Origin of the sequence: Nakamurella alba (genome assembly GCF_009707545.1) — a bacterium.
Classification (GTDB): Bacteria; Actinomycetota; Actinomycetes; order Mycobacteriales; family Nakamurellaceae; genus Nakamurella; species Nakamurella alba.
This window is the reverse complement of sequence record NZ_WLYK01000001.1, coordinates 1,282,234-1,301,225: the sequence shown is the minus strand read 5'-3', so window position 1 is coordinate 1,301,225 and position 18,992 is coordinate 1,282,234. Positions and strand designations below refer to the sequence as shown.

Genomic DNA, 18,992 nt, shown 5'->3' with positions numbered 1-18,992 from the left:
TTCCCTCTCGCGCAGCGTCACGCCCCCCGCCCGACGGGCGGGGAGACGGATGGACCAGCGACCAGTGTGCCCTACCGCCGGGAGCGGTTTCCCTGCCGCTTCCTACCGCTTCCGGCCGTACGGCCGGACGACCGGGTGCAACCACCTCGCCGTCCGGCCGTTCCCGGCCTCGCATCGCGACTGCTGTCGGTCAACGGCCCGTTCCGGGTCGGTCAGCGACCCGGCACGAGCGGGCGGGCCCGCTCGGTGAGTTCGTCCATCACCGCCTCGTCGACATCGACCTGGTCCTCGGAATCCACTCCCGCGACGGCGCCTTCCGCGTCGGCGTCGGCGTCCTCGGCCACCGGCGCAACCGCGCCGGCCGGCCCCTCCGGCGCCGGTGTCCGCTTGAACTTGCCGTTGACCCGCGCCACGTCGAGCGCGACCACGTCCGCCTTGACGTCGGTGAACCAGTCGGTGGCGCCGTTCTCCCGCTCGTACCGCCGGGTGCTGATCCGGCCGATCACCACGATCGGGTCGCCCTTGCGCAGGTGCTCGATCACACCCGTCGCGGTGCGGCGCCAGCTGACGACGTTGACGCCGAACTCGTCGCCGTCCACCCACTCGCCGTTCGCCTCGTCGAAGCGCCGCTCCGTCGACACCACCCGCATCGTCGACCGGTCGTTGCCGTTGGCCGCCAGACCGATCGTCGGGTTGCTCGCGACCCGTCCCACAATGGTCACGGTGGCTCCGTCGTTCCTCATGCCCTCGTCCTCCCCTTCAGCTGCTCCGGGGCCCGCTGCCACCGATCGCTGCTGACAACCGTGCCGGGATCTCGGCGCCTGCGGTGAACGGATCCGCCCGGGTGTGGACGGATCCGGGGATGTGGACAACTCAGGACGGACGGTCTCCTGGATCGCCGGTCGACTCACTGGCATCGGGCTTCGGGCTCCCGGCAGCGCTGCCCCTCCGGCCGCGCTCGGCCAGGCCGGCCAGCATCTGGTTGTAGGCGTCGAGCTCGGCGTCACCGCGCTCGTCCTTCTGCCGGTCGACGGTGCGGTTCTGCCGTTCCTCGGTGCGCGCCCACTGCGCGAGCAGGGCCACCAGCACGATCAGCATCGGCAGCTCGGTGATGCCCCAGGCGATGCCGCCGCCGAGGCGCTGGTCGGCGGCGAGGTCGCCGACCCACGGGATCTGCAGGGACTGGTAGTAGTTCGTGGCCATCGCGGTGCGCGAGTTCATGAGTGCGAGACCGAAGAAGGCGTGGAAGGGCAGGGCGGCGAGCAGGATGCCGAGCTTGACGATGTGCGGCCAGCGCCGCGGCGCCGGGTCGACGCCGATGATGACCCAGTAGTAGAGGTAGCCGACGACCAGGAAGTGCACGTTCATGAACACGTGCCCGAGGTGCGAGGACATCAGCGTCTCGAACAGGCCGGTGAAGTACACGGCGTAGAAGGAGCCGATGAACAGCGGCAGCACGAACAGCGGGTGGGTCAGCACCCGGGTGAGCCGGCTGTTCAGTACAGCGACCAGCGCCTCCCGCGCGCCGGGCGGACCGCCGCGCGGGGCGGTCGGCAACGCGCGCAGCGCGAGGGTCGTCGGCCCGCCGAGCACCAGCAGGATCGGCGCGAGCATGCCGAGGATCATGTGCGCGACCATGTGCAGCGAGAACTGGGTCTGCGCATACCGTCCGAGCCCGGACGAGGTGGCAATCAGCACCAGCAGGCAGCCGAGCAGCCAGGCGACTGTGCGGCCGGGCGGCCAGGCGATGCCCTTGCGGCGGATCCGGATGACAGCGAGCACGTAGACGACCGCGGCGACAACGGTCAGTCCGCCGACCAGCCAGTCGAAGCGCCAGGCCGTGATGAAGCGCCACAGGTCGGGCGGCCCGGGCATCGAGAAGCCGAGCTCCAGCTCGGTCTGGCTGGGCGCGGCGCCGCTGGGCGGCGGGGTGGCCGTCCGGGACAGCGCGGTCGCGACACCGACCGTCGCCGCCATGATCAGCACTTCGACGACGGCGAGCCGGACCAGCGGCCGGCGTTCCCCGGTGGCCAGGGCCGGCAGCGTGCGTTGCCGGTGGGCGTACCCGATGACGCCCAGCACGATCAGCAGCACCGTCTTGATGATCAACAGCCGACCGTAGGGCGTGGTCCAGAGGTCCTGGATGTAGGTGAGGCGCACCCAGGCGTTGCCCATGCCGGACAGCCCGACCAGGACGAACGCGACCAGCGCCGTCGCCGAGTAGCGGCGGGCGATGGTGGTCAGGAAGGGCACCTTCTGTCGGGCCAGTCCGAGGAAGGCGATGAGCCCGCCGATCCAGACCGTGATGCCGACCAGGTGGTAGAGCATCGTGTCGACAGCAACGTCGTGGTTGCTGTCCGAGGAGGCGTGACCGCCGGCGGCCTGCGGCAACAACGCGCAGAACGCGAGAATCAGCAGCAGGAACGCCCAGCCCGGCCGGAGCACGGACCATGCGATCACAGCGACCAGCACGACGAAGGCGGCCGAGATGACAAAGCCCCGGACGGTGTCGAGTTGCGCGATCGCGGTCAGCACCAGGTCGGCGTCGATGGCCTGGCCGAAGGGCCGGCCGAACTCGTCGGCGATGGTGATCGGGACCAGTGCGAGCGCCGAGACCAGCCAGACCAGTGCGGACAGGGCGGCGGCGCGCATCGCGCGGTACCCGCCGACATCGAGCAGGCCGGAGCGTTGCGGCGGGCAGAAGAAGACTGCGGCGACCAGCCAGCCGATGGTGAAGGCGGCGGCCATGTCGTAGATGCCGTGCACGATCGGGACGGAGAGCTGGACCGCCCGGCTGGCGTCGACGATGCCGGTGGCGGTGCCGCGGGTGGGCACGATCGCCGCGACCGCGCCGGCCACGCACATGGCCATGAGGACCGCGGCGATGGAGACGCTGGTGACCGTCCACGGGTCCCGTCGCCGGGTCGGTGCACTCCCCTCCGGCGCCCCGGCCGGGGGGTCGTCGGTACCGATGGAGGAGGATCCGGACACGACGTCGAGGTTACGGCCTGCTGTGCTGTGTCCTGGTTGCCCTGGTCGGCGTCACCGACGCCACCTGCACACCCCCGTCCGTTCGCTACGCTCTCACCGCACTAGCGCTCGTAGCTCAGCTGGACAGAGCAGCGGACTTCTAATCCGCCGGTCGCAGGTTCGAATCCTGCCGGGCGCGCTTTCCGCAGGTCAGCGGGCATTCTCGTGACCTTTTGGCGCGTGCGAAGGGCCGACTGCACGCTGCCTGCTCAGATTGAATCCGTGCAGGACTTCGACCCGCCGCCCTGCTTCGGTCGCTGAGCAGCCTGGAGCGCGCCGGCCGCCGATCTGAGGTCACTCCGGCCACTCCTCCCGAAGTAGGTCCAAGTAGCCCTCGCCGAAGGATCCGGTCAGGGATCCGCTCGTCCGCTGGATGGCGTCCAGTCGGGTGGCCTTCCGTAGCTCGGATTCGCCCAGAAGCGAGCGATGGCCGACTCCGATGAGCCGCAGCAGCAGCTTTGCCGGGCTTCCGCTGTCGGTGGGCCAGCGCAGTGCGGCGACCGCCAGAGCCGCAGCGACATCGTCGGTCGCCGTGACCTGGTAGTGGGCAGGGGGCGCGCGCATGCGTCTGAGTGTGAACAGACAGGAGCGCGATCGGAACCAATAATGATCTCAGCGCCGACTCAGGGCTGCACAATGCAGCGGTGACAGTCCCGCAGGGTCGCCGGTTGACCGGCTCGGAGCTGGCACTGCTGCAGCACCTGCTCCTCCCCCGCTTCCTCGGCGCATCCACACTTCGAGAGCAGATCCCATCCGCTCGCGTCACAGGAAGATGCACGTGCGGCTGCCCGTCGATCGACATCCTCACCACTGGTGGCGAATCAGCGGCCATCCCGGACGGACTCCTCCCCGTAGAGGGCGCCGCACGGCTCAACGGTCCAGTTGGTGACCCCGACGACCAGATCCTGTTGTTCGTCCAGGACGGCCGCCTGTCCGCGATGGAGTATGTGTGGAACGGTGACGCACCACCAAGGGATTGGCCGAGCACGGATCAGATCACTGTGATTCTCCGAACGTGATGAACCATCATCGACCCGTGCACCTCGACTTCACCGGTGCGGGCTACGACTTGCCCGCAGTCAGCGATTCGAACGATGTGCTCATCGGCGTTGTGGCCACGTTCCGGCTGTACGTTGCCGGCCGTCTCATCGTCTCCGAGCCGGAGTTCACCATCGTCGAGCTGAGGACGGAACTACTGCGCTGGCTCGCCGATCCGTCAGGGGACTTCGAGTTCCTGACGGTGGAGCATGACGAACCAGGCCTGGTCTGGATCCGACGACAACCGTCCGGTCAATGGAGGGTCGGATCGATCTGGCAGTCCGAGATCGGATCGGAGGAACTCGGATTCGAGGCAGTGTCGGAGGCTTGCTCAGCGTTCGCAGCGGCGGTCGAGTCATGGGTTTTCGGACACCTTGGTATCCAACTGTGAGCGATCCGGTCGTTTCGTCGACCCAGTAGCCGCCAGGCCCAACCGACGCCACGGCCGGCAAACGCAATCTGCACGGATCTGGCGGTTGATCCAAATGTGCTTGCGCCAGCAGCTACGATCATTTTCATACTGAGCGCCGTCAATTGAGGTCGTCAGCAAGTCCCGAGCCCACTTTCCGAGGAGACGGAATGACCGGCCATGAATATCCCTCGCCGGACAACCTGCGAGGTGCGCCACTCTGGCCCCTCTACGTCATTGCGCAGGCCGTCGACGCTTCCGTCGGCCAGATCCCCAAGCGAGCAATCGCCGTCACTGTCGAGGCAGTTGGAGCTGACATCACCCTGACCTTCCACATGGAAGAGGTGCGGTTGAGCGACATCGACGACATCCATAGCATCGAGAGCGATTTCGATGCCGCCCTTGGACCGAATGTCACCATCACCGTCAACACCGTGATCGGCTGGAGCGTCGAGTCGCGCCAACCATCATCGACCCGAGCCATAATCTTCGCTGTGCGACCGTCGGAGTGGGACGATGAGTACGAACCCGGTCAGTTCTAGTCCACAACCGCTCACTTGCCTAGGTTCGCCGCGGCGCGACGTGCTTTGAGATCCTGCCTCTCGAGATTCGCTTCGGCGGATTCCCGTACGTGCACCATCGGGTCCTGCAACAGCTGGTTGAGGACATGGCGCGGCGACTTTCGATTGAATGCCACCCGGCCACGCACACTCGAACACCCATCCGAAGCCATGGCCTCCAGCATCTCGGGCGTCGCCTTTCCCTTGGTCGCGACGATCCAGCGAACTTTTCTCGTCTGGATCATGCATCAGCAATTCAAGAATTTCCAGCGGGACTGTCTTGTTGTGCGAAACCCATTCACGGAATGCCGGGTATCGATGGATGACGTCCAGCCAGACCTCCACCCTGGCGTGATCATGCGCTGCTCGGTGGTACTCGGCCATCACCTCACTGCTACGAAGTTGGACGAACTCCTCGGCAGACTTGACCATCTGGTTGTTCCCAATTCGACGGGAGATGAGATGCTTATCCAACTCAAGGCGCAGGCCGAACTTGTGGCACCAGACTTCTGAAGCCATTCCGCCCTTCGCCGAGGATCACAGTGAGTGCTGATGCAACCAACAGGGTGGCTCGGAGTGTCATCCTGCTGTTGACGTCGATGGACAGGTCGCCCGCACCCCCCATGGCGAACTGGACGACGCAACGGCGGCTCCGACACCTGTCCGCTCATACCAGTCTCCTGTTCGTGGTCGGTGGCCCGATCGCCGCCCGCAAGCGAAGGCCACCTACGGACCCGGCCCGGCTCGAACGGGCAGCCACCCTCTCCATTGCGGGCAGGGCCCACCCTTACCGGGTAGGTGGACCTTGGGCGGGTTCGATACCGACCATAGACGCAGAGCTGCTCGGGCTCAGCGAATTTCCCACCTGGACGTACGAGGCCCTCCGCCGCTCGGGCAGCAGCACCCACGGCCAAGCGATGCATTCGAGATCACTCCGTGTGAGAGTCTCGATGAGTTCGTGACTACCACTCACCTTCGTAGCCATCAGGTCGTTGTCCGTCAACACGAACCAGCTCCTGTCGACGGCCCAGAAGTTCGACGGCGTGAAGTTGTGACGGCCGTCGTCCATGATCGAAGGCAGGGATGCTGTATCGCCTCGCCAGACTTCGAGGTCTTCGCCGAACGGCGCGGCCAGTTGGCCGAAGAAGGCGTAGCACCCACCGCGGTCGTAGCCCTGCGCTGCAAGGACCCCAAGCAGTTCGATCCATGACATCTCGTCAAGCGAGCCTTCCGGGGGCGCCATGACCGAAGCCGGGAAGGAAGCCCTGAACCAGCGGAAGCATGGGGGAACTCGTGCAGCTCGTCGATCGGACAACCGTTGTCACGGAGGAACTTGCGCCACAGCAACCGCTTCCATGCCTCCGGAGGCCGTGGAACGAACCCGAGTGGGATGCCGGTGTCCGTGGTGAGACTGTTGAGATCGGCGTCGTCGATGAGATCACGCTCGATCAAGCCCTCTGTCAGGAGAGACTGCCGGAAATCGTGGTGCGTCCCGAGACCGAGCCGATCGAACTCCGGATTTCGGTACATCGCGTGCAGCACCCAGGTGTGAGCGGGCCAGCCAGTCGCGTCGAATCCGGTGATCATGCCTGATCTCGAGCAGGAACTACGTAGCCAATCGATGGCGCGGTCGGCATCGAGTCCGACCAGTCGTTCCATGGCCGCCATGCTCGCACCCGGTGTCCCCAGTGGTCCAGCGGAATCTCCAGCGTCTACCGGCCCGATGAGACCCAAGTTCTCACCTTCCACCCGTTCTACATGACAACCCTTCGAACTCCTCACACGCTGATCGCCACGATCCCCGCCAGCACGACCACCGCCCCGACCACCCGACGAGCCGGATCGCGTTCACGGAACAGCCGCCAGGCGACTAGCGATCCCACGACGATGGACGACTCGCGGAGCGGCGCGACGAGCGCGACGGGCGCCGTCCGCATCGCAATCAGGACCAGGATGTAGGCCAGGGGAGACAGCACGGCGACCACCACGATCGGGATGCGATCCTTCCGGAGTGTGTCGGGTAAGAGTCGGCGCCGGCGCACGGCACCTGGCGCCAGCAGTACGCATTGCACCAGGAGCGTTCCTGCGTAATAGCTTTCGGGCGCGAGGCCCAGGTCCTTGATCGCGAATGCGTCCCACACGGTGTAGGCGGCGATCGTGAGTCCCGTTGCCGCTCCCCAGATCACGCCGCGCGAGGCCCGGCCACCCATTCCCTTGTTGCGCGCCGGGTTCCCGGTGACGACCAGGATGCCGGCCACCACGGCGAGCGCACCGACAACGGCGAGCCAGCCGGGTCGCTCGTGCAACAGGAGCACGGCGGTGAGCATGGTCAGCATCGGTCCGGTCCCACGGGCGACCGGGTACACGACACCGAGCTCGGCGCGGTCGTAGCCGGCCTGCAGCGTCAGCGAGTAGGCCAGGTGCAGCACGCCCGAGGCGACCGAGGCACCGACGAGGTGCCAGCTCAGGATGTGCGACACATCCGACGAGAGAAGGATTCCGAGCGGCAGGCACAGCAGCGCCGAAGCGCCGGTGTAGGCCCAGACGAACAGGAAGGTGTCGCCCCGCTTGTACTTCGACGCGAGGTTCCACGCAGCATGGGCGATGGCCGCGACGAGGATGATCGCGACCGTGCCACGATCCATCAGGTGAAGTCCGGGAGATCGAGCCCGGCACGCTCCGCCCGTCGCACGCGATCGGGTTCCCGCAACGCGAGACCCGCTGCCAGACAGTCGATCGTCACCAGGTGGGCCAACCGGCTGCCGGCGGCGGCCATCTGCGACGACAGCGGTGGCCCGCCGACGGTCAGGACGATGTCGGCGAGTGCGGACAGCGGCGTCCCGTCGCGGTTCGTGACGGCGATCAGGGTCGCGCCCGCGGCGACGGCGGCATCCGCGACCGCGACGGTCGTGGTCGTCCGGCCGGTCGAACTGACCGCGATGACGACATCACCAGGCCCCGACAGCCGGGTCGCGATCATCGCCGACTCGTGATCCGGGATCGACGCCGTCCGCACCCCGAGCGCCCGCAGGCGGAACACTGCGTCGGCGGCCACCGTCGCGGACGGACCGGCACCGTACGCGAGCATCTGCCCCGCGGAGCACAGTGCCTCGACCGCCTTCTCGATCTCCGCCGGATCGACGGCACCGCCGAGCGCGGTCAACGCCTCGGTGCCGGTGCGGACAGCCGACTCGAGCACCGTGGCCGTCGATGCATCGGCCGCGAGACTGCCTGGCGGGGCGAAGAACTCGGTCGCACCACGCGCCCGGGCGATCTCCAGTTTGAGTTCGCTGAAGCCTGCGAAGCCGACCGCGCGCGCCGCCCGCACCACGCTCGGCGCGGACACCCCGGCCCGTGCGGCAACCTGAGCTGTGGTGCTGGTCCCGACAAAGAACGGGTCCGCCAGCAGCAGGGCCACCACCTTGGCCTCGCTCGCCGCGAGGTCACCGCTGCGCGCCTCGACCGTTCCGAGCCATGCGGTAATTCCGTTACCGATATCCTGGATCATCGGTAACAGAGTAACACCCTGCGTGCCGAAGTTCTATTGCCGGCGAGACCGACCACTGCGGACACCAGCAGCCCTGTGCCATGCTCCAGACTCGTGGACGGCGCCGAGTAGTAGGTGGTGGGGTGAGCAAACACCGGTCCCTGGTTGACACCCTCCGGCAGCATCCGGACATCGGGCTCACGACGGGTGCTGACTCCGACCTCATGGCAGCGGCAGAATCCGAGCTCGAATGCCGACTCCCTGATGAACTCCGGCAGCTCTACCTGGCGTCCAACGGGGTGTTCGAGAAGCGCGGCGAATGGTTCGTTGTCTGGCCCTTGGCATCGGTGGTCGAACGCAATACGTTCGACTGGGACCTGTACCCCGATGACGAAGAGCGCGCTGATCTCGTCGGTTTCGGTGACGACGGGACCGGTGCTCCGTTCTGTGTCAGACGCAGCGGGATCATCACGGAATATCTACATGTGGAGCCCGATCGGCGGATCCGAGGTCACCCACCTCGCCGGGTCACTCAGCGAGTTCTGGTCGCTGTGGGATTCTAATCAGTTGCCGCCCTACTGAACTTGCGGCTCAAGGGGCTTGCGCAGGAGGGCGCCGTGAGCCCTTCCCGCCAACAGCGGAGCTACAACCGGCTGCAGACTTGCGGTTCACTGGCCCAAGCGCCCGTCGATGCACTCGCGCAGCAGGTCAACGTGCCCGAGGTGGCGGGCGTACTCGCCGAACATCCCGACCAGCAGCTCGCGGAGCGAGATGTCTCCCCCGCTGCTGCCTTTCGTGTTGTCCGGATCGCCGATCACCATGCCGAGATCGGTCACACCATCGAGCCAGCGTTCCGCGAAGTCGACCTCCGCGCGCCAGTCGGCCCAGGCCTGCTCCACGACCGCCGGATCCGCAACAGCGCCGTCGAAATCGGCGTCCCGGTCGTCCGGAGTGCAGTAGAGCGCTTGCACCGACTCCCCGGCCAGCATCTTCCGGAACAGGTTCTGCTCCATCTCGGCGAGGTGCCGGACGATGCCGAGCAGACTCATCGTCGACGGCGGCACCGCACGCCGCGCCATCTGCTCGGCATCCAGGTCGGCGCACTTGAGCTCGAGGGTCAGTCGGACGTGACGCAGCCCCTCGGCGAAGGTGGCGCGCTCGTCGCCGAGGTGCGGGCCGTTCTCCCGCGGGTCGGCGTCGGACGGGCGGCCGTCCTCGGTGAACATGTCCGCGCGACGATTCTTGGCCATGCGCGGATGGTCCGCCGGTCGCATCCTCCCGGCAAACAGATTTCCGCAGACTCAGATCCGCTCGGGTGCCAACTTCTCCCGGAAGAGAAACGCTCGCACCCCGGCGACCACAACGAGCAACACGCCGACGATCAGCAGACCCCATGCCCACCAGAAGCGCTGACCGAGGCCCTCCACTCCGCAGTAATCGGCCATGCCTCGCATGAAGTCGAGGCCGTAGGCGGGTCCGCAGGAGTAGGACCCGCCGACGGCGCCCTTGTCGTGGACCACCTCGGGCAGCCCGATCAGCGGCGAAGCCACCACCATGAGCACGCCGATCGCGAGCAGCCAGCGCTGCAGCAGTTGCTCGCGGCGCACCTGGGATCCCTCAATGCCACTGAGGGTAGGTACGCCAGGAACGCCACGTTGCGACTCCGGACGGGAACACCCGACCGGGTCGGACGTCATCACGCAGGGCACTATGGCTCCATGTCGCTCGTGCGCTGGCTGCTGGTCGCCCTGGTGGGCGCCGGCGTCATCGCCATGCACGTGCTGGCCGGGCACGACTCGGCCGGCCACAGCACCGCCGGACATGGCGTGGCGATGTCCGCCCTGCACCACAGCACGACGATCCCCGCGATCGACCGCAGCGCGGCACCCATGCCGTCCGACCACGAACAGGCCGGGCCCGCTGCAACCATCGACGGCGCCATGCCCGCGGCCTGCATCCTCTTCCTGACGGCCGGCATCGCCTTGGCCGCCCTGCTGCTCGCCGCGCTCCTCCGCTCCCGCCGAGGCGCCGAAGTCCGGCCGGGAACGAGCACCCGCATCGGGCCGCCATCGCGGAGCCCACCGCGGATTCGCCCCGATCCTCTCGTTCTCTGTGTGATGCGCACGTAGATCGCGCCCGCGCCGCCGACCGCACCCCTGCCGGCCGGCGGCACTGTCGCGTCCACCAAACGTGCACTTCACCCGGAAATGAGATCTCCCATGCCTTCTCGCATCACCAGAACCATCGCAGCGGCCGCAGCGCTCGCCCTGCTCGCCGCCTGCGGAAGCACCACCGATCACTCCGAGCACGCCATGACCACCACCGAGCAGACCGCGCAGGCATCCTCAGCAGCGGCAGGAACAACCGCCACGTACAACGACGCGGACGTGATGTTCGCGCAGATGATGGTCGTCCATCACCAGGGCGCCGTGGAGATGGCCGATCTGGCCGCCACCCGGGCCGAGGACCCGGCGGTGAAGGAGCTGGCCGCGACCATCAAGGCTGCGCAGGAGCCAGAGATCGCCCAGATGCAGGCCTGGCTCACCACTTGGACGCCCGGCTCGGATTCCACGTCGATGACGGACATGACCGGCATGGACCACGGCGGCATGGACATGCCCGGGATGATGAGCGATGAGCAGATGCAGCAGCTCACTGACGCCACCGGTGCGGAATTCGACCGGCTGTTCCTTGAGCTGATGATCGAACACCACCAGGGCGCGCTCGACATGGCCGAGTCCGAGAAGTCCGACGGAGCCAACCCGGATGCGCTGGCATTAGCGGATCGGATCATCGCCTCGCAGACGGTGGAGATCGCCACCATGCAGGACATGCTCGCCGGCATGTGAGCCCGACGGGGTAGCGTCGCCAGCCGCACCGGGGCACGCCGATGCACGACGGCGTGAGGCGGGGCAGACATGGAGCGGTCGGTACGGAGCAGTCGGCGCAGCGGAGCCGGGCTCGTGGTGCTGACGATCTTCCTGGTCGCGCTCTGTCTGCGGCCGGCGCTCACCTCGGTCGGCCCGCTGCTCCCCACGATCGGTGCCGACCTCGGCGTCGGCGAAGGCACTCTCGGCGGGCTCGGCACCCTGCCGCTGCTGGCCTTCGCCGCCGTGTCGCCCCTGGTGACACGGCTGACGTCGAGGATCGGCACCGACCGGGCGCTGTTGTTGGCACTGACGGTGCTGACCGTGGCGTTGCTCGCCCGTTCGTACACGGGGGTACCGGGACTGTGGGTCGGGACCGCGGTGATCGGTGCCGCGATCGCAGTGGGCAACGTGTTGGTCCCGGTGATCGTCAAGCGGGACTTCGGCGGCAATGTGTCCCTGGCGACCGGTGTGTACTCGGCCTTCATGACGGTGTCGGCCGCCGTCGCGTCGGCGGTGTCGGTGCCCATCGCCCTCGCGGTGGACTGGCGATTCGCCCTGGCCGTCTGGGCCGCCCTCACGCTGGTCGTCACCCTGGCCTGGCTGCCGCGCGCCCTCCGCTCCCGATCCGCACCGATGGCCCGCCCTGCCGACGAACACAAGGCGCCCATACGGCTCTGGCGCCGGCCGACGGCCTGGTTGGTGACCGGCGTGATGGGACTGCAGTCGACCACGTTCTACGTGATGGTCAACTGGCTGCCGTCCATCGAGGCGGCCCGCGGCGTCTCCGAGGAGGCGGCGGGCGTGCACCTGTTCGTCTACATCGGGGTCGGCGTGATCGGCGGGCTGGTGATCCCGCTGCTGTTCCGCTCGTCTGGCAACCAGGTGCTCGCCGGCGTGGTCGCGAGCATGCCGATGATCGTCGGCGTCATCGGCATCCTGCTGGCGCCAGGACTGTCGCTGCTGTGGGTGGTCATCGCCGGACTCGGATCCGGCGCTTCCCTCGTTGTGGCGCTGTCGCTGATCAGCATCCGCGGCCGGGACCAGCACGACGCCACCCGGCTTTCCGGCATGGCGCAGTCATTGGGCTACCTGCTGGCTGCGGCGGGCCCGATCGTCGCCGGATCACTCGCCGAGGCCACCGGCTCCTGGACCGCCACCTTGGTCGCGGTGCTCGTCGCGGCGGTCCTCCAACTCGGGGTCGCCATCGGCGCCGGCCGACCCGAACGGTCAGGAGTACAGCCGTCAGGAGGCTTGTGATCCGTCGATCAGGTCGCCCAGGTCGATCTCGATCGGGCTGTAGATGCGCCACGGACGCGAGCGCGGCGGCACCGGCTCGGGCGAGCGGTCCTCGTGCCCGTCCGGGGCGGTGGCGACGACGGTCCCGTCCGGCTCCACGTGGAACCGCATCACTGTGTCGATCTTCCCGAGGTTGCAGCACTTGCACTTGCCCTGGCCGTTCACGCGGTCGGTCGCGCCACCACGGCTGTACTCCTGGATGTGGTCGGCATCGCGGATCGGTGCATTGCACCACGGAGTGCGACACGTGCGATCGCGGAGCCGGAGGAACTGCTTCATCGACTCCGGGAAGAGGCGTCGATTCCGGTCCATGTCCCGCAGACGTAGCCGCGCGGGATCGGTGTACAGCCTGCGCACCCACGTGCGCGCACCGGAATCCTTGATGGCGGCAAGCTTTCGCGCCAGATCTGCCGGGATGGTCCCGTACCCGACCAGGTAAGCAGGCTCGTCGTCATCATCCATCAGTGCCCGATCGCTCATGATGATGTTCAGCACGACGCCGCCGGCCAGGGTGTCCGGCACCCCATCGGCGTCGCAACCCGTGGTGCCGCCGTTGGTCGCCCGCGCCACCAGTTCGTCGGCCATCTTCTGGTCCTGGGTTCGGGTGTCACCCTCCTCGAAGGACAGATCCGCGTGCTTCTTCAGCGACGCCAGGATTGAGACCGCCTGCGCCACCGGTAGAAACGCGGAAAGCCACGCCATCCCGTCGGGAGCCGGTCGCACGCTGACCCGACGGTCCGACACCGCCTTGCGGCGATGCTGCATCGCCATCTCCGGGTCGAGCTTGTAGGCGATCCCGTTTGCCCGGTCGGCACTGGTGCCGTCGCCGAGACCCGCCAGCTCGGGGCCGATCATGGCGTTGAGCTTCGTCCGGTCCGCCGATGACAGGCAGCCGGCCGCGCGCGCGACCAGCACGGCCCGGTACTCGGAGGTACGCCCCTCGTCCAGAGCGCCCAGCAGTTGCGGCATCTCGCTGCACAACGCCGCGGCGAGACCGACGTGCTGCCGTGCCTTCGCCGCCGATTCCCTGCGGGCAGCGGCGATCTCCGTCGCCACCGCAGTGCGGAGACGCGCCGACTCGGCCTTGGAGTTCGGCCGGATCTTCTCCGCCTCACGCGTCCGTCGATACGCATCGGTCAGCGTCGCCTGACCTGCCGCGCAGAAGGACTTCACATGCTCCAGCCAGCGGATGATCGTGATGCGGTCGGCATTGTCGTCCGCCGACCGCACCGCCGCCCGGGCCGATGCCAACACGTCGGCCAGTCGTTCGTCGAGTTCCTGCATGCTCTTCATTCTAGTGGACAGACGTTCGAACGGCAATGGATTCTCGTCCGTTCTGCTCCACATGTCATATGCCAACGTATGTTCCGTGCCGCCGGCCGACCACTCCTGCTGTCTACAAGCATCTTCGGTGATCCCCGACCAGGGCTGGCGGTAGGCGTCCGCCGCGCGCCAGCAGGCCCGGACGGCACCGGAGCCGAACCGGTTCAGCCGGCAACCGCCTTCTGCGACCGGGTCAACGACGTCGGCGATAGCTGTGCAACAACAGATGTCGTTCGCGGAACGGTGAGCAGCCGCTGAATCCACCACGTCCAACGTCCGCCCACAGCGAAGCCGCGAACGCACTTTTGGGCCCGCCCCCTACCCGCAGGCTGGTCCGGATGGCCCGGGAGTCGGTCCGGCCAACGACTTCCCCGACCGAGGCCCTACGTCAGTGGCCGTCCAGCCACAATGAAGGTAGCTCCGGGGACCGTGAAACGGCGGCTGCCTCTGCCACGCCCCTCGTCGGCCCTGCGTGTCGAACGGCGGTCGGGATCCATTGCCAATCATTGCTTCCCGGACCGTTCACCACCGCAGGCGGGTCCGGATGTCCCCGTAGCTGCACGCCGCTGCCCGCAGTCGTACCCCGCGATCGGACGGCTCGCGCCAGTGGCCGTCACGAACACGCCCTTCATGGACAGTTCCGTCCAGAGACAGTTCCGTCCAGAGACAGTTCCGTCCAGAGACAGTTCCACCCAGAGACAGTTCCACCCAGGGACCGAGCAGTCCAGAAGCGATGCCCTCCAAGGACATCGACGTCCCAAGACGGCACCATCCGGGCACAACGTGGTGTAGGTGCTGCACGCACTCAGTGCCCGGCGAGCAACCCGTCGATCAGCAACCCGACGGAGTAGCGGAACCGGCAGGGCGGCGGCCCGTCCGACGGGTCCAGGTGCTGCAGGACGTGCGCGTAGTGCGGCAGCCGCACCGGATCCATCGCCAGCAGCGCCCGCTCGCGCTGGGTCGGCCGCTCGCCCATGTCCGCGGGATGCCGGTCGAGGATCTCGCCGAGCATCAGGTGCCAGCAGACGCCGTGCGCGTGGATGGACTCCCCCGGCGTCAAGCCCGCCTCCAGCAGATCGCCGATGGAGCGATCGGCGAACGAGAACGAGTTCTCCGGCACCAGCTGGCCTTCGATCAGTACCTGCAGCACCCAGCTGTGCTCGACCAGCACGTCGTGGGTCCGTACCCAGCGCTCAATCATCCGCTCACGCGGCGCGGATCCCGGCACGTCCGTCGGCAGGTCCGCGGTGACGAACTCGGCCATCGCCACCAACAGGTCCTCGCGACCGGCGACATGGTTGTAGATCGCCATCGCCGACGACCCGAGCGCGGCGGCGAGCCCCCGGAAGGACAACGCCGGCAGCCCTTCGCGCTCGACGAGGGCAACGGCCGCGGCCACCACGTCGTCGCGGGTCAGGGTGTTGCGCGGCCGTCGGCCACCGGCAGACCGGCGACCCGCGCCCGCGGCTTCACCCGATGGGGGCACACTCTTGACAACGCCCATGACGTACACCGTACGTTACGTGGGCGGGGTGGCAGACGGGTTCACTTCGCACCACCCACTGCGCCTTTCGCGCGAACGAGGAGCCCAGGTGCGCCCCACCGCCACTCGCCCGATCCGTGTTCTCGCCGCTGTCGGCGCAGCCCTGCTGGTCGCCACCGCGGTGCCGACGTCCGCAGCAGCGGCGCCCGCACCAACTGCGGCCGCGGCCGCACCCCAGGCACCCGCACCCCAGGCCCCGACCGACGACGTGCTCGGCAGCGGGGTCCCGATCACCTCGAACCAGCTCACCATCACGCCGTACTACTGCGACCCCAAGAAGCCCACCCAGACCTGGACCGTCCCCGACGGGGTCCACTCGGTCTACATCGAGGCGGTCGGCGGCCAGGGCCAGACACCGAACCCGGACCAGACCGGCATCGGCGGACTGGGTGGTCAGGTGACCGGCGGGATGAACGTCACCCCGGGCCAGGTCTTCCAGGTGCAGGTCGGCTGCCACGGCACCTCCGAGGGCGGCGCCTCCGCCTACGCGAAGGGCGGCGCCAAGGGCGAGGGGTGGTCGGATCTCAACGATTTCGGCACCATCTACTCGCTCGGCATCGACGGCGGCGGCGGTGGCGGCGCTTCCGCGGTGAGCCTGGAAGGCGACGTGCTGGTGGTCGCCGCGGGTGGCGGCGGCGCGGCCGGCAGCGCCCCGGACTGCATCACCTCCCGCGGGCACGAGGACCACAGCTTCCCGTACTTCATCTTCTGCGGCGGCCGGCCCATCGAGCAGGGCGGCAACGGCGGTGACGGCACCAGTGGTACCGGTGACGGCTCGAGCCAGGGCACCAGCGGTGTCAACAACCCCGGTGGACCCACCTCCGGCGGCGAGGACTGCAATGCCGGCCGGAACGGCCACGACGGCAAGGACTTCCGGGTGGAGGGCGGCGGTGGGGCCGGTGGTGGTGGCGGCGGTGGCTATCTCGGCGGGTGCGGCGGCGACGCAGGCATCGAGAACGCCCCCGACGACCCGAAACAGGACCGCACCAAGGGATCTGCGGGCAACGGCGGAGGTGGCGGGCAGTCCTACGCCGCGAGCTCGCTCAACGATGCGACCATCACCGCGGCCGACGACGCCGGCGACGGCTACGTGCTGTTCCTGACGTCCGCAGCAGGTGTGGTGACCCAGGGGTTTCCGTATCGGTCCGACCATCGCACCCAGACCTACTGCGTGCCCGACGGTGTCGACGAGATCTTCGTCGACGCCCTGGGCGCGGCCGGCGGTGGTGGCGGCCACGACCTGCCGAACACCGGGGTCGGCGGGTCGGGCAGTGGCGTGCAGGCCGTTGTGAAGGTCACCGAGCGGACCCAGCTGGCGATCGTCGTCGGCGAGTACGGCGGACCGCACGGCGGTTTCGGTGACGGCAGCGGCGGTGCGCGCGGCGACGCCGGGAGCGACGACTTCGTCTTCGACGGAGCCGGCGGCGGCGGTTCCACTGCCGTCAAGCAGTCCACCTCGGACTGCTCGCCGGGCGGTCCGCCCGGCACCGTCGACGATCCCGGTTCCCTGGGCTCCACCAGCGATCTGGTGGTGGCGGCCGGCGGCGGCGGCGCCGGCGGCGAGGGCAACGGGAACCACGGCGGCGACGGCGGCGACGGTGGCAACCCGGCCCAGGAAGGCGACCCCGGTGGCGATCCCGACGGCGGTGATTCCGGCTGTGCCGGCGAGAGTCCCGGCAACGGTTGCCATTCCGACAAGAGCGGCCACGCCGGATCCGACGGTGGTGGGGACGGCGGGGCGGGTGGCGGCGGGGGTGGCGGCCTGAACGGAGGTGGCGGCGGCCACGGCACGCACAGTGCCGACCTGGGCGGCGGAGGCGGCGGTGGCGGCGGACGCTCCTACGTCCACGACTCCCCCGAATCCGTGCACTACTACCACGGCCCGAAGGGCGACCTGGCGAACGCCGACGGCCGCAACAACGGCAAGGTCGACCTGATCGTGCCGATCGCCTCGCACCGCAGCCAGGTGCAGATCGTCTCGGGCAACAACCAGACCGCCCTGCCCGGAGCCACTTTCGCAGAGCCGCTGGTCGTCCGCTACGTGGACGCCATCGACGGTGTGCAGCCCGGGAAGTCCCTGACTGTCACCGTGAACGGCAGCACCGGCGCCACCTTCGCCGACGGTTCCACCTCCGCCCAGCTCACCACCGACAGCAGCGGCGAGGCGAGCATCTCCGTGCTGTCCGGGACCGAGCGCGAGGCGGGTCAGTTCACCGTGACGGCGGCGTTCGCCGACGATCCGGCCCACCTGATCAGGACGAGCGAGTTCACCCTGCTCGACAGCCAGTACCCGACCGCGGTCACCGTCACCTCGGACACGACCGCCAGCACCTCCGCGGACGGGCAGGCCGTGACGTTCACCGCCACCGCCACCTCCCCGCAGCGGGGCAACGCCCCGTTGGTCGGCGCCTCCGTCCAGTTCGCCGTCGACGGCATCGACGTCGGAGATCCGGTGCCGACGGACGTGACGGGATCGGTGGTGTCCGATCCGATCACCACCCTGCTCCCGGGGCCGCACCGGATCACCGCCACGGTCACCCCGGCCACCCTGCAGCAGTCGACCGGCACCACCTCGATGACACAGGTGGTGACCGACCAGGTGGTCACCGAGCTGGTGCTCACCTCGGAAGACCCCGCGGCGATCGAGGGCGATCAGGTGTCCTTCACCGCGACCGTCGCCGCCCGCCCGGCGGCGTCACCCGCCGGCGTCGTGCCGGTGACTGCGCCCGTCACCGGGTCCGTGCAGTTCGCCGTGGCCGGCGTTCCGCTGGGTGGGCCGGTCCCCGTCACCGGCAACGGCACCGCCACCTCCGCACCGACCGTCCTGACGATGCCGCCGGGCGCGGTCGGCGGCCGGCAGCCGATCGAGGTCACCGCGACCTACGCCGGCACCGCCGCCTACGTGGCCTCCCAGGGGACGTACACCCAGTACCTGCGCTGGCAGACCACTCTGGACATCTCGTCCTCGGAGCCGTACGGGACCTGTTGCGGCACAGTGACCTTCCAGGCGACGATCGAAGGCACCTGGTGGGCGGAGCTCTACCCGGCACACACCGGTACCGTGCAGTTCTTCGACGGCGACCAGCCGCTGACCACGCCGATCCCGCTGCAGGAGAAGGCAGTGACGTCACCTCCGGTACCCGTCGGGACGCTGGGCACCGGCGTCTCCGACATCACCGCCCGGTACAGCGGGGACACGAACTACGGCGCGGCCACCAGCGAGGTGCTGCACCAGATCGTCATCGACGTGGGCGGCACCGACCCGGGCCTGGGCGATCCCCCGCCGCCCACCGGGCCGGAACTGGCCGCGACCGGAACGCCCGCCACCGATGGAACCGCCCTCGGTCTCGTCCTGCTGCTGACCGGTGGCCTCGCACTCGCGATCGCCCGGCGTCGCACCCGGTCCGACTGACCTTCATCTACCAAACGACCGTCT

At 68.4% G+C, this 18,992-nt stretch carries 20 protein-coding genes and 1 tRNA gene; 11 read left to right on the top strand and 10 right to left on the bottom strand.

Going from position 1 to position 18,992, the window contains the following annotated elements; genetic code table 11:
• Positions 1–212: 212 nt before the first annotated feature.
• On the bottom strand, positions 213–722 hold the full coding sequence (locus tag GIS00_RS05845) for a single-stranded DNA-binding protein (RefSeq protein ID WP_196073138.1): 510 nt from the start codon (positions 720–722) through the stop codon (positions 213–215).
• Between the two features lie 151 nt (positions 723–873).
• Positions 874–2,991 (bottom strand): cytochrome c oxidase assembly protein, encoded by a 2,118-nt coding sequence (locus GIS00_RS27310; RefSeq protein ID WP_154767324.1) that lies wholly within the window; start codon positions 2,989–2,991, stop codon positions 874–876.
• Positions 2,992–3,095: 104 nt separating this feature from the next.
• Here GIS00_RS27310 and GIS00_RS05835 point away from each other — a divergent pair.
• Positions 3,096–3,169: transfer RNA gene (locus GIS00_RS05835), tRNA-Arg, on the top strand.
• A gap of 155 nt (positions 3,170–3,324) precedes the next feature.
• Here GIS00_RS05835 and GIS00_RS05830 read toward each other — a convergent pair.
• Positions 3,325–3,594: a hypothetical protein gene (locus GIS00_RS05830; protein WP_154767323.1), complete on the bottom strand. Its 270-nt coding sequence runs from the start codon at positions 3,592–3,594 to the stop codon at positions 3,325–3,327.
• An 80-nt stretch (positions 3,595–3,674) separates the two neighbouring features.
• On the opposite strand from GIS00_RS05830, the gene GIS00_RS05825 reads away from it, so the two are divergent.
• The 4 genes from GIS00_RS05825 to GIS00_RS05810 all read left to right on the top strand — a co-directional run bounded on the left by GIS00_RS05825 (position 3,675) and on the right by GIS00_RS05810 (position 5,550).
• Positions 3,675–4,049 (top strand): hypothetical protein, encoded by a 375-nt coding sequence (locus GIS00_RS05825; protein ID WP_154767322.1) that lies wholly within the window; start codon positions 3,675–3,677, stop codon positions 4,047–4,049.
• A gap of 17 nt (positions 4,050–4,066) precedes the next feature.
• Positions 4,067–4,459, top strand: coding sequence for a DUF7878 domain-containing protein (locus GIS00_RS05820; protein WP_154767321.1), 393 nt, complete (start codon positions 4,067–4,069; stop codon positions 4,457–4,459).
• A 188-nt stretch (positions 4,460–4,647) separates the two neighbouring features.
• The gene (locus GIS00_RS05815) at positions 4,648–5,019 is read left to right on the top strand and encodes a hypothetical protein (protein WP_154767320.1); all 372 of its coding nucleotides are present in this window, start codon (positions 4,648–4,650) and stop codon (positions 5,017–5,019) included.
• A 189-nt stretch (positions 5,020–5,208) separates the two neighbouring features.
• Entirely contained in the window at positions 5,209–5,550 is a 342-nt protein-coding gene (locus GIS00_RS05810; protein ID WP_154767319.1) for a hypothetical protein, read from the top strand.
• A gap of 274 nt (positions 5,551–5,824) precedes the next feature.
• Here the strand turns inward: GIS00_RS05810 and GIS00_RS05805 are convergent, their stop codons facing one another.
• A complete protein-coding gene (locus tag GIS00_RS05805; RefSeq protein ID WP_154767318.1) occupies positions 5,825–6,280 on the bottom strand; it encodes a hypothetical protein in 456 nt (151 codons plus the stop codon).
• 38 nt (positions 6,281–6,318) lie between these two features.
• On the opposite strand from GIS00_RS05805, the gene GIS00_RS05800 reads away from it, so the two are divergent.
• Positions 6,319–6,630 (top strand): hypothetical protein, encoded by a 312-nt coding sequence (locus GIS00_RS05800; protein WP_154767317.1) that lies wholly within the window; start codon positions 6,319–6,321, stop codon positions 6,628–6,630.
• A 185-nt stretch (positions 6,631–6,815) separates the two neighbouring features.
• Here GIS00_RS05800 and GIS00_RS05795 read toward each other — a convergent pair whose 3' ends face one another.
• On the bottom strand, positions 6,816–7,682 hold the full coding sequence (locus tag GIS00_RS05795; protein ID WP_154767316.1) for an EamA family transporter: 867 nt from the start codon (positions 7,680–7,682) through the stop codon (positions 6,816–6,818).
• Positions 7,682–8,545 carry a MurR/RpiR family transcriptional regulator gene (locus GIS00_RS05790; RefSeq protein ID WP_154767315.1) on the bottom strand — a complete coding sequence of 288 codons (864 nt, stop codon included), beginning with the start codon at positions 8,543–8,545 and terminating at the stop codon, positions 7,682–7,684. Before GIS00_RS05790 ends, GIS00_RS05795 begins: the two co-directional genes overlap by 1 nt.
• 122 nt (positions 8,546–8,667) lie before the next feature.
• Between GIS00_RS05790 and GIS00_RS05785 the strand changes: the two genes are divergently transcribed.
• Positions 8,668–9,087, top strand: coding sequence for an SMI1/KNR4 family protein (locus GIS00_RS05785; RefSeq protein ID WP_196073137.1), 420 nt, complete (start codon positions 8,668–8,670; stop codon positions 9,085–9,087).
• A gap of 105 nt (positions 9,088–9,192) precedes the next feature.
• Here GIS00_RS05785 and GIS00_RS05780 read toward each other — a convergent pair whose 3' ends face one another.
• Positions 9,193–9,774, bottom strand: a complete 582-nt coding sequence (locus tag GIS00_RS05780; RefSeq protein ID WP_230312797.1) for a DinB family protein — start codon at positions 9,772–9,774, stop codon at positions 9,193–9,195.
• 51 nt (positions 9,775–9,825) lie between these two features.
• A complete protein-coding gene (locus GIS00_RS05775) occupies positions 9,826–10,131 on the bottom strand; it encodes a hypothetical protein (protein WP_154767313.1) in 306 nt (101 codons plus the stop codon).
• Positions 10,132–10,242: 111 nt separating this feature from the next.
• On the opposite strand from GIS00_RS05775, the gene GIS00_RS05770 reads away from it, so the two are divergent.
• The 3 genes from GIS00_RS05770 (at position 10,243) to GIS00_RS05760 (ending at position 12,651) form a co-directional block, all read left to right on the top strand.
• Complete coding sequence (locus tag GIS00_RS05770) at positions 10,243–10,653, top strand: hypothetical protein (protein WP_154767312.1); 411 nt, start codon at positions 10,243–10,245, stop codon at positions 10,651–10,653.
• Between the two features lie 183 nt (positions 10,654–10,836).
• The gene (locus GIS00_RS05765; protein ID WP_230312795.1) at positions 10,837–11,373 is read left to right on the top strand and encodes a DUF305 domain-containing protein; all 537 of its coding nucleotides are present in this window, start codon (positions 10,837–10,839) and stop codon (positions 11,371–11,373) included.
• 114 nt (positions 11,374–11,487) lie between these two features.
• Positions 11,488–12,651: an MFS transporter gene (locus GIS00_RS05760; protein ID WP_322097553.1), complete on the top strand. Its 1,164-nt coding sequence runs from the start codon at positions 11,488–11,490 to the stop codon at positions 12,649–12,651.
• On the opposite strand, the gene GIS00_RS05755 is transcribed toward GIS00_RS05760, so the two are convergent.
• Together GIS00_RS05755 and GIS00_RS05750 are read right to left on the bottom strand one after the other, a co-directional pair.
• The gene (locus tag GIS00_RS05755; RefSeq protein WP_154767309.1) at positions 12,637–14,277 is read right to left on the bottom strand and encodes an HNH endonuclease; all 1,641 of its coding nucleotides are present in this window, start codon (positions 14,275–14,277) and stop codon (positions 12,637–12,639) included. The two genes, GIS00_RS05760 and GIS00_RS05755, sit on opposite strands and share 15 nt — an antisense overlap.
• 541 nt (positions 14,278–14,818) lie before the next feature.
• Entirely contained in the window at positions 14,819–15,517 is a 699-nt protein-coding gene (locus GIS00_RS05750) for a TetR/AcrR family transcriptional regulator (protein WP_154767308.1), read from the bottom strand.
• Between the two features lie 88 nt (positions 15,518–15,605).
• On the opposite strand from GIS00_RS05750, the gene GIS00_RS28335 reads away from it, so the two are divergent.
• Positions 15,606–18,968: an Ig-like domain-containing protein gene (locus GIS00_RS28335; protein WP_196073136.1), complete on the top strand. Its 3,363-nt coding sequence runs from the start codon at positions 15,606–15,608 to the stop codon at positions 18,966–18,968.
• The last annotated feature ends 24 nt before the right edge of the window (positions 18,969–18,992 follow it).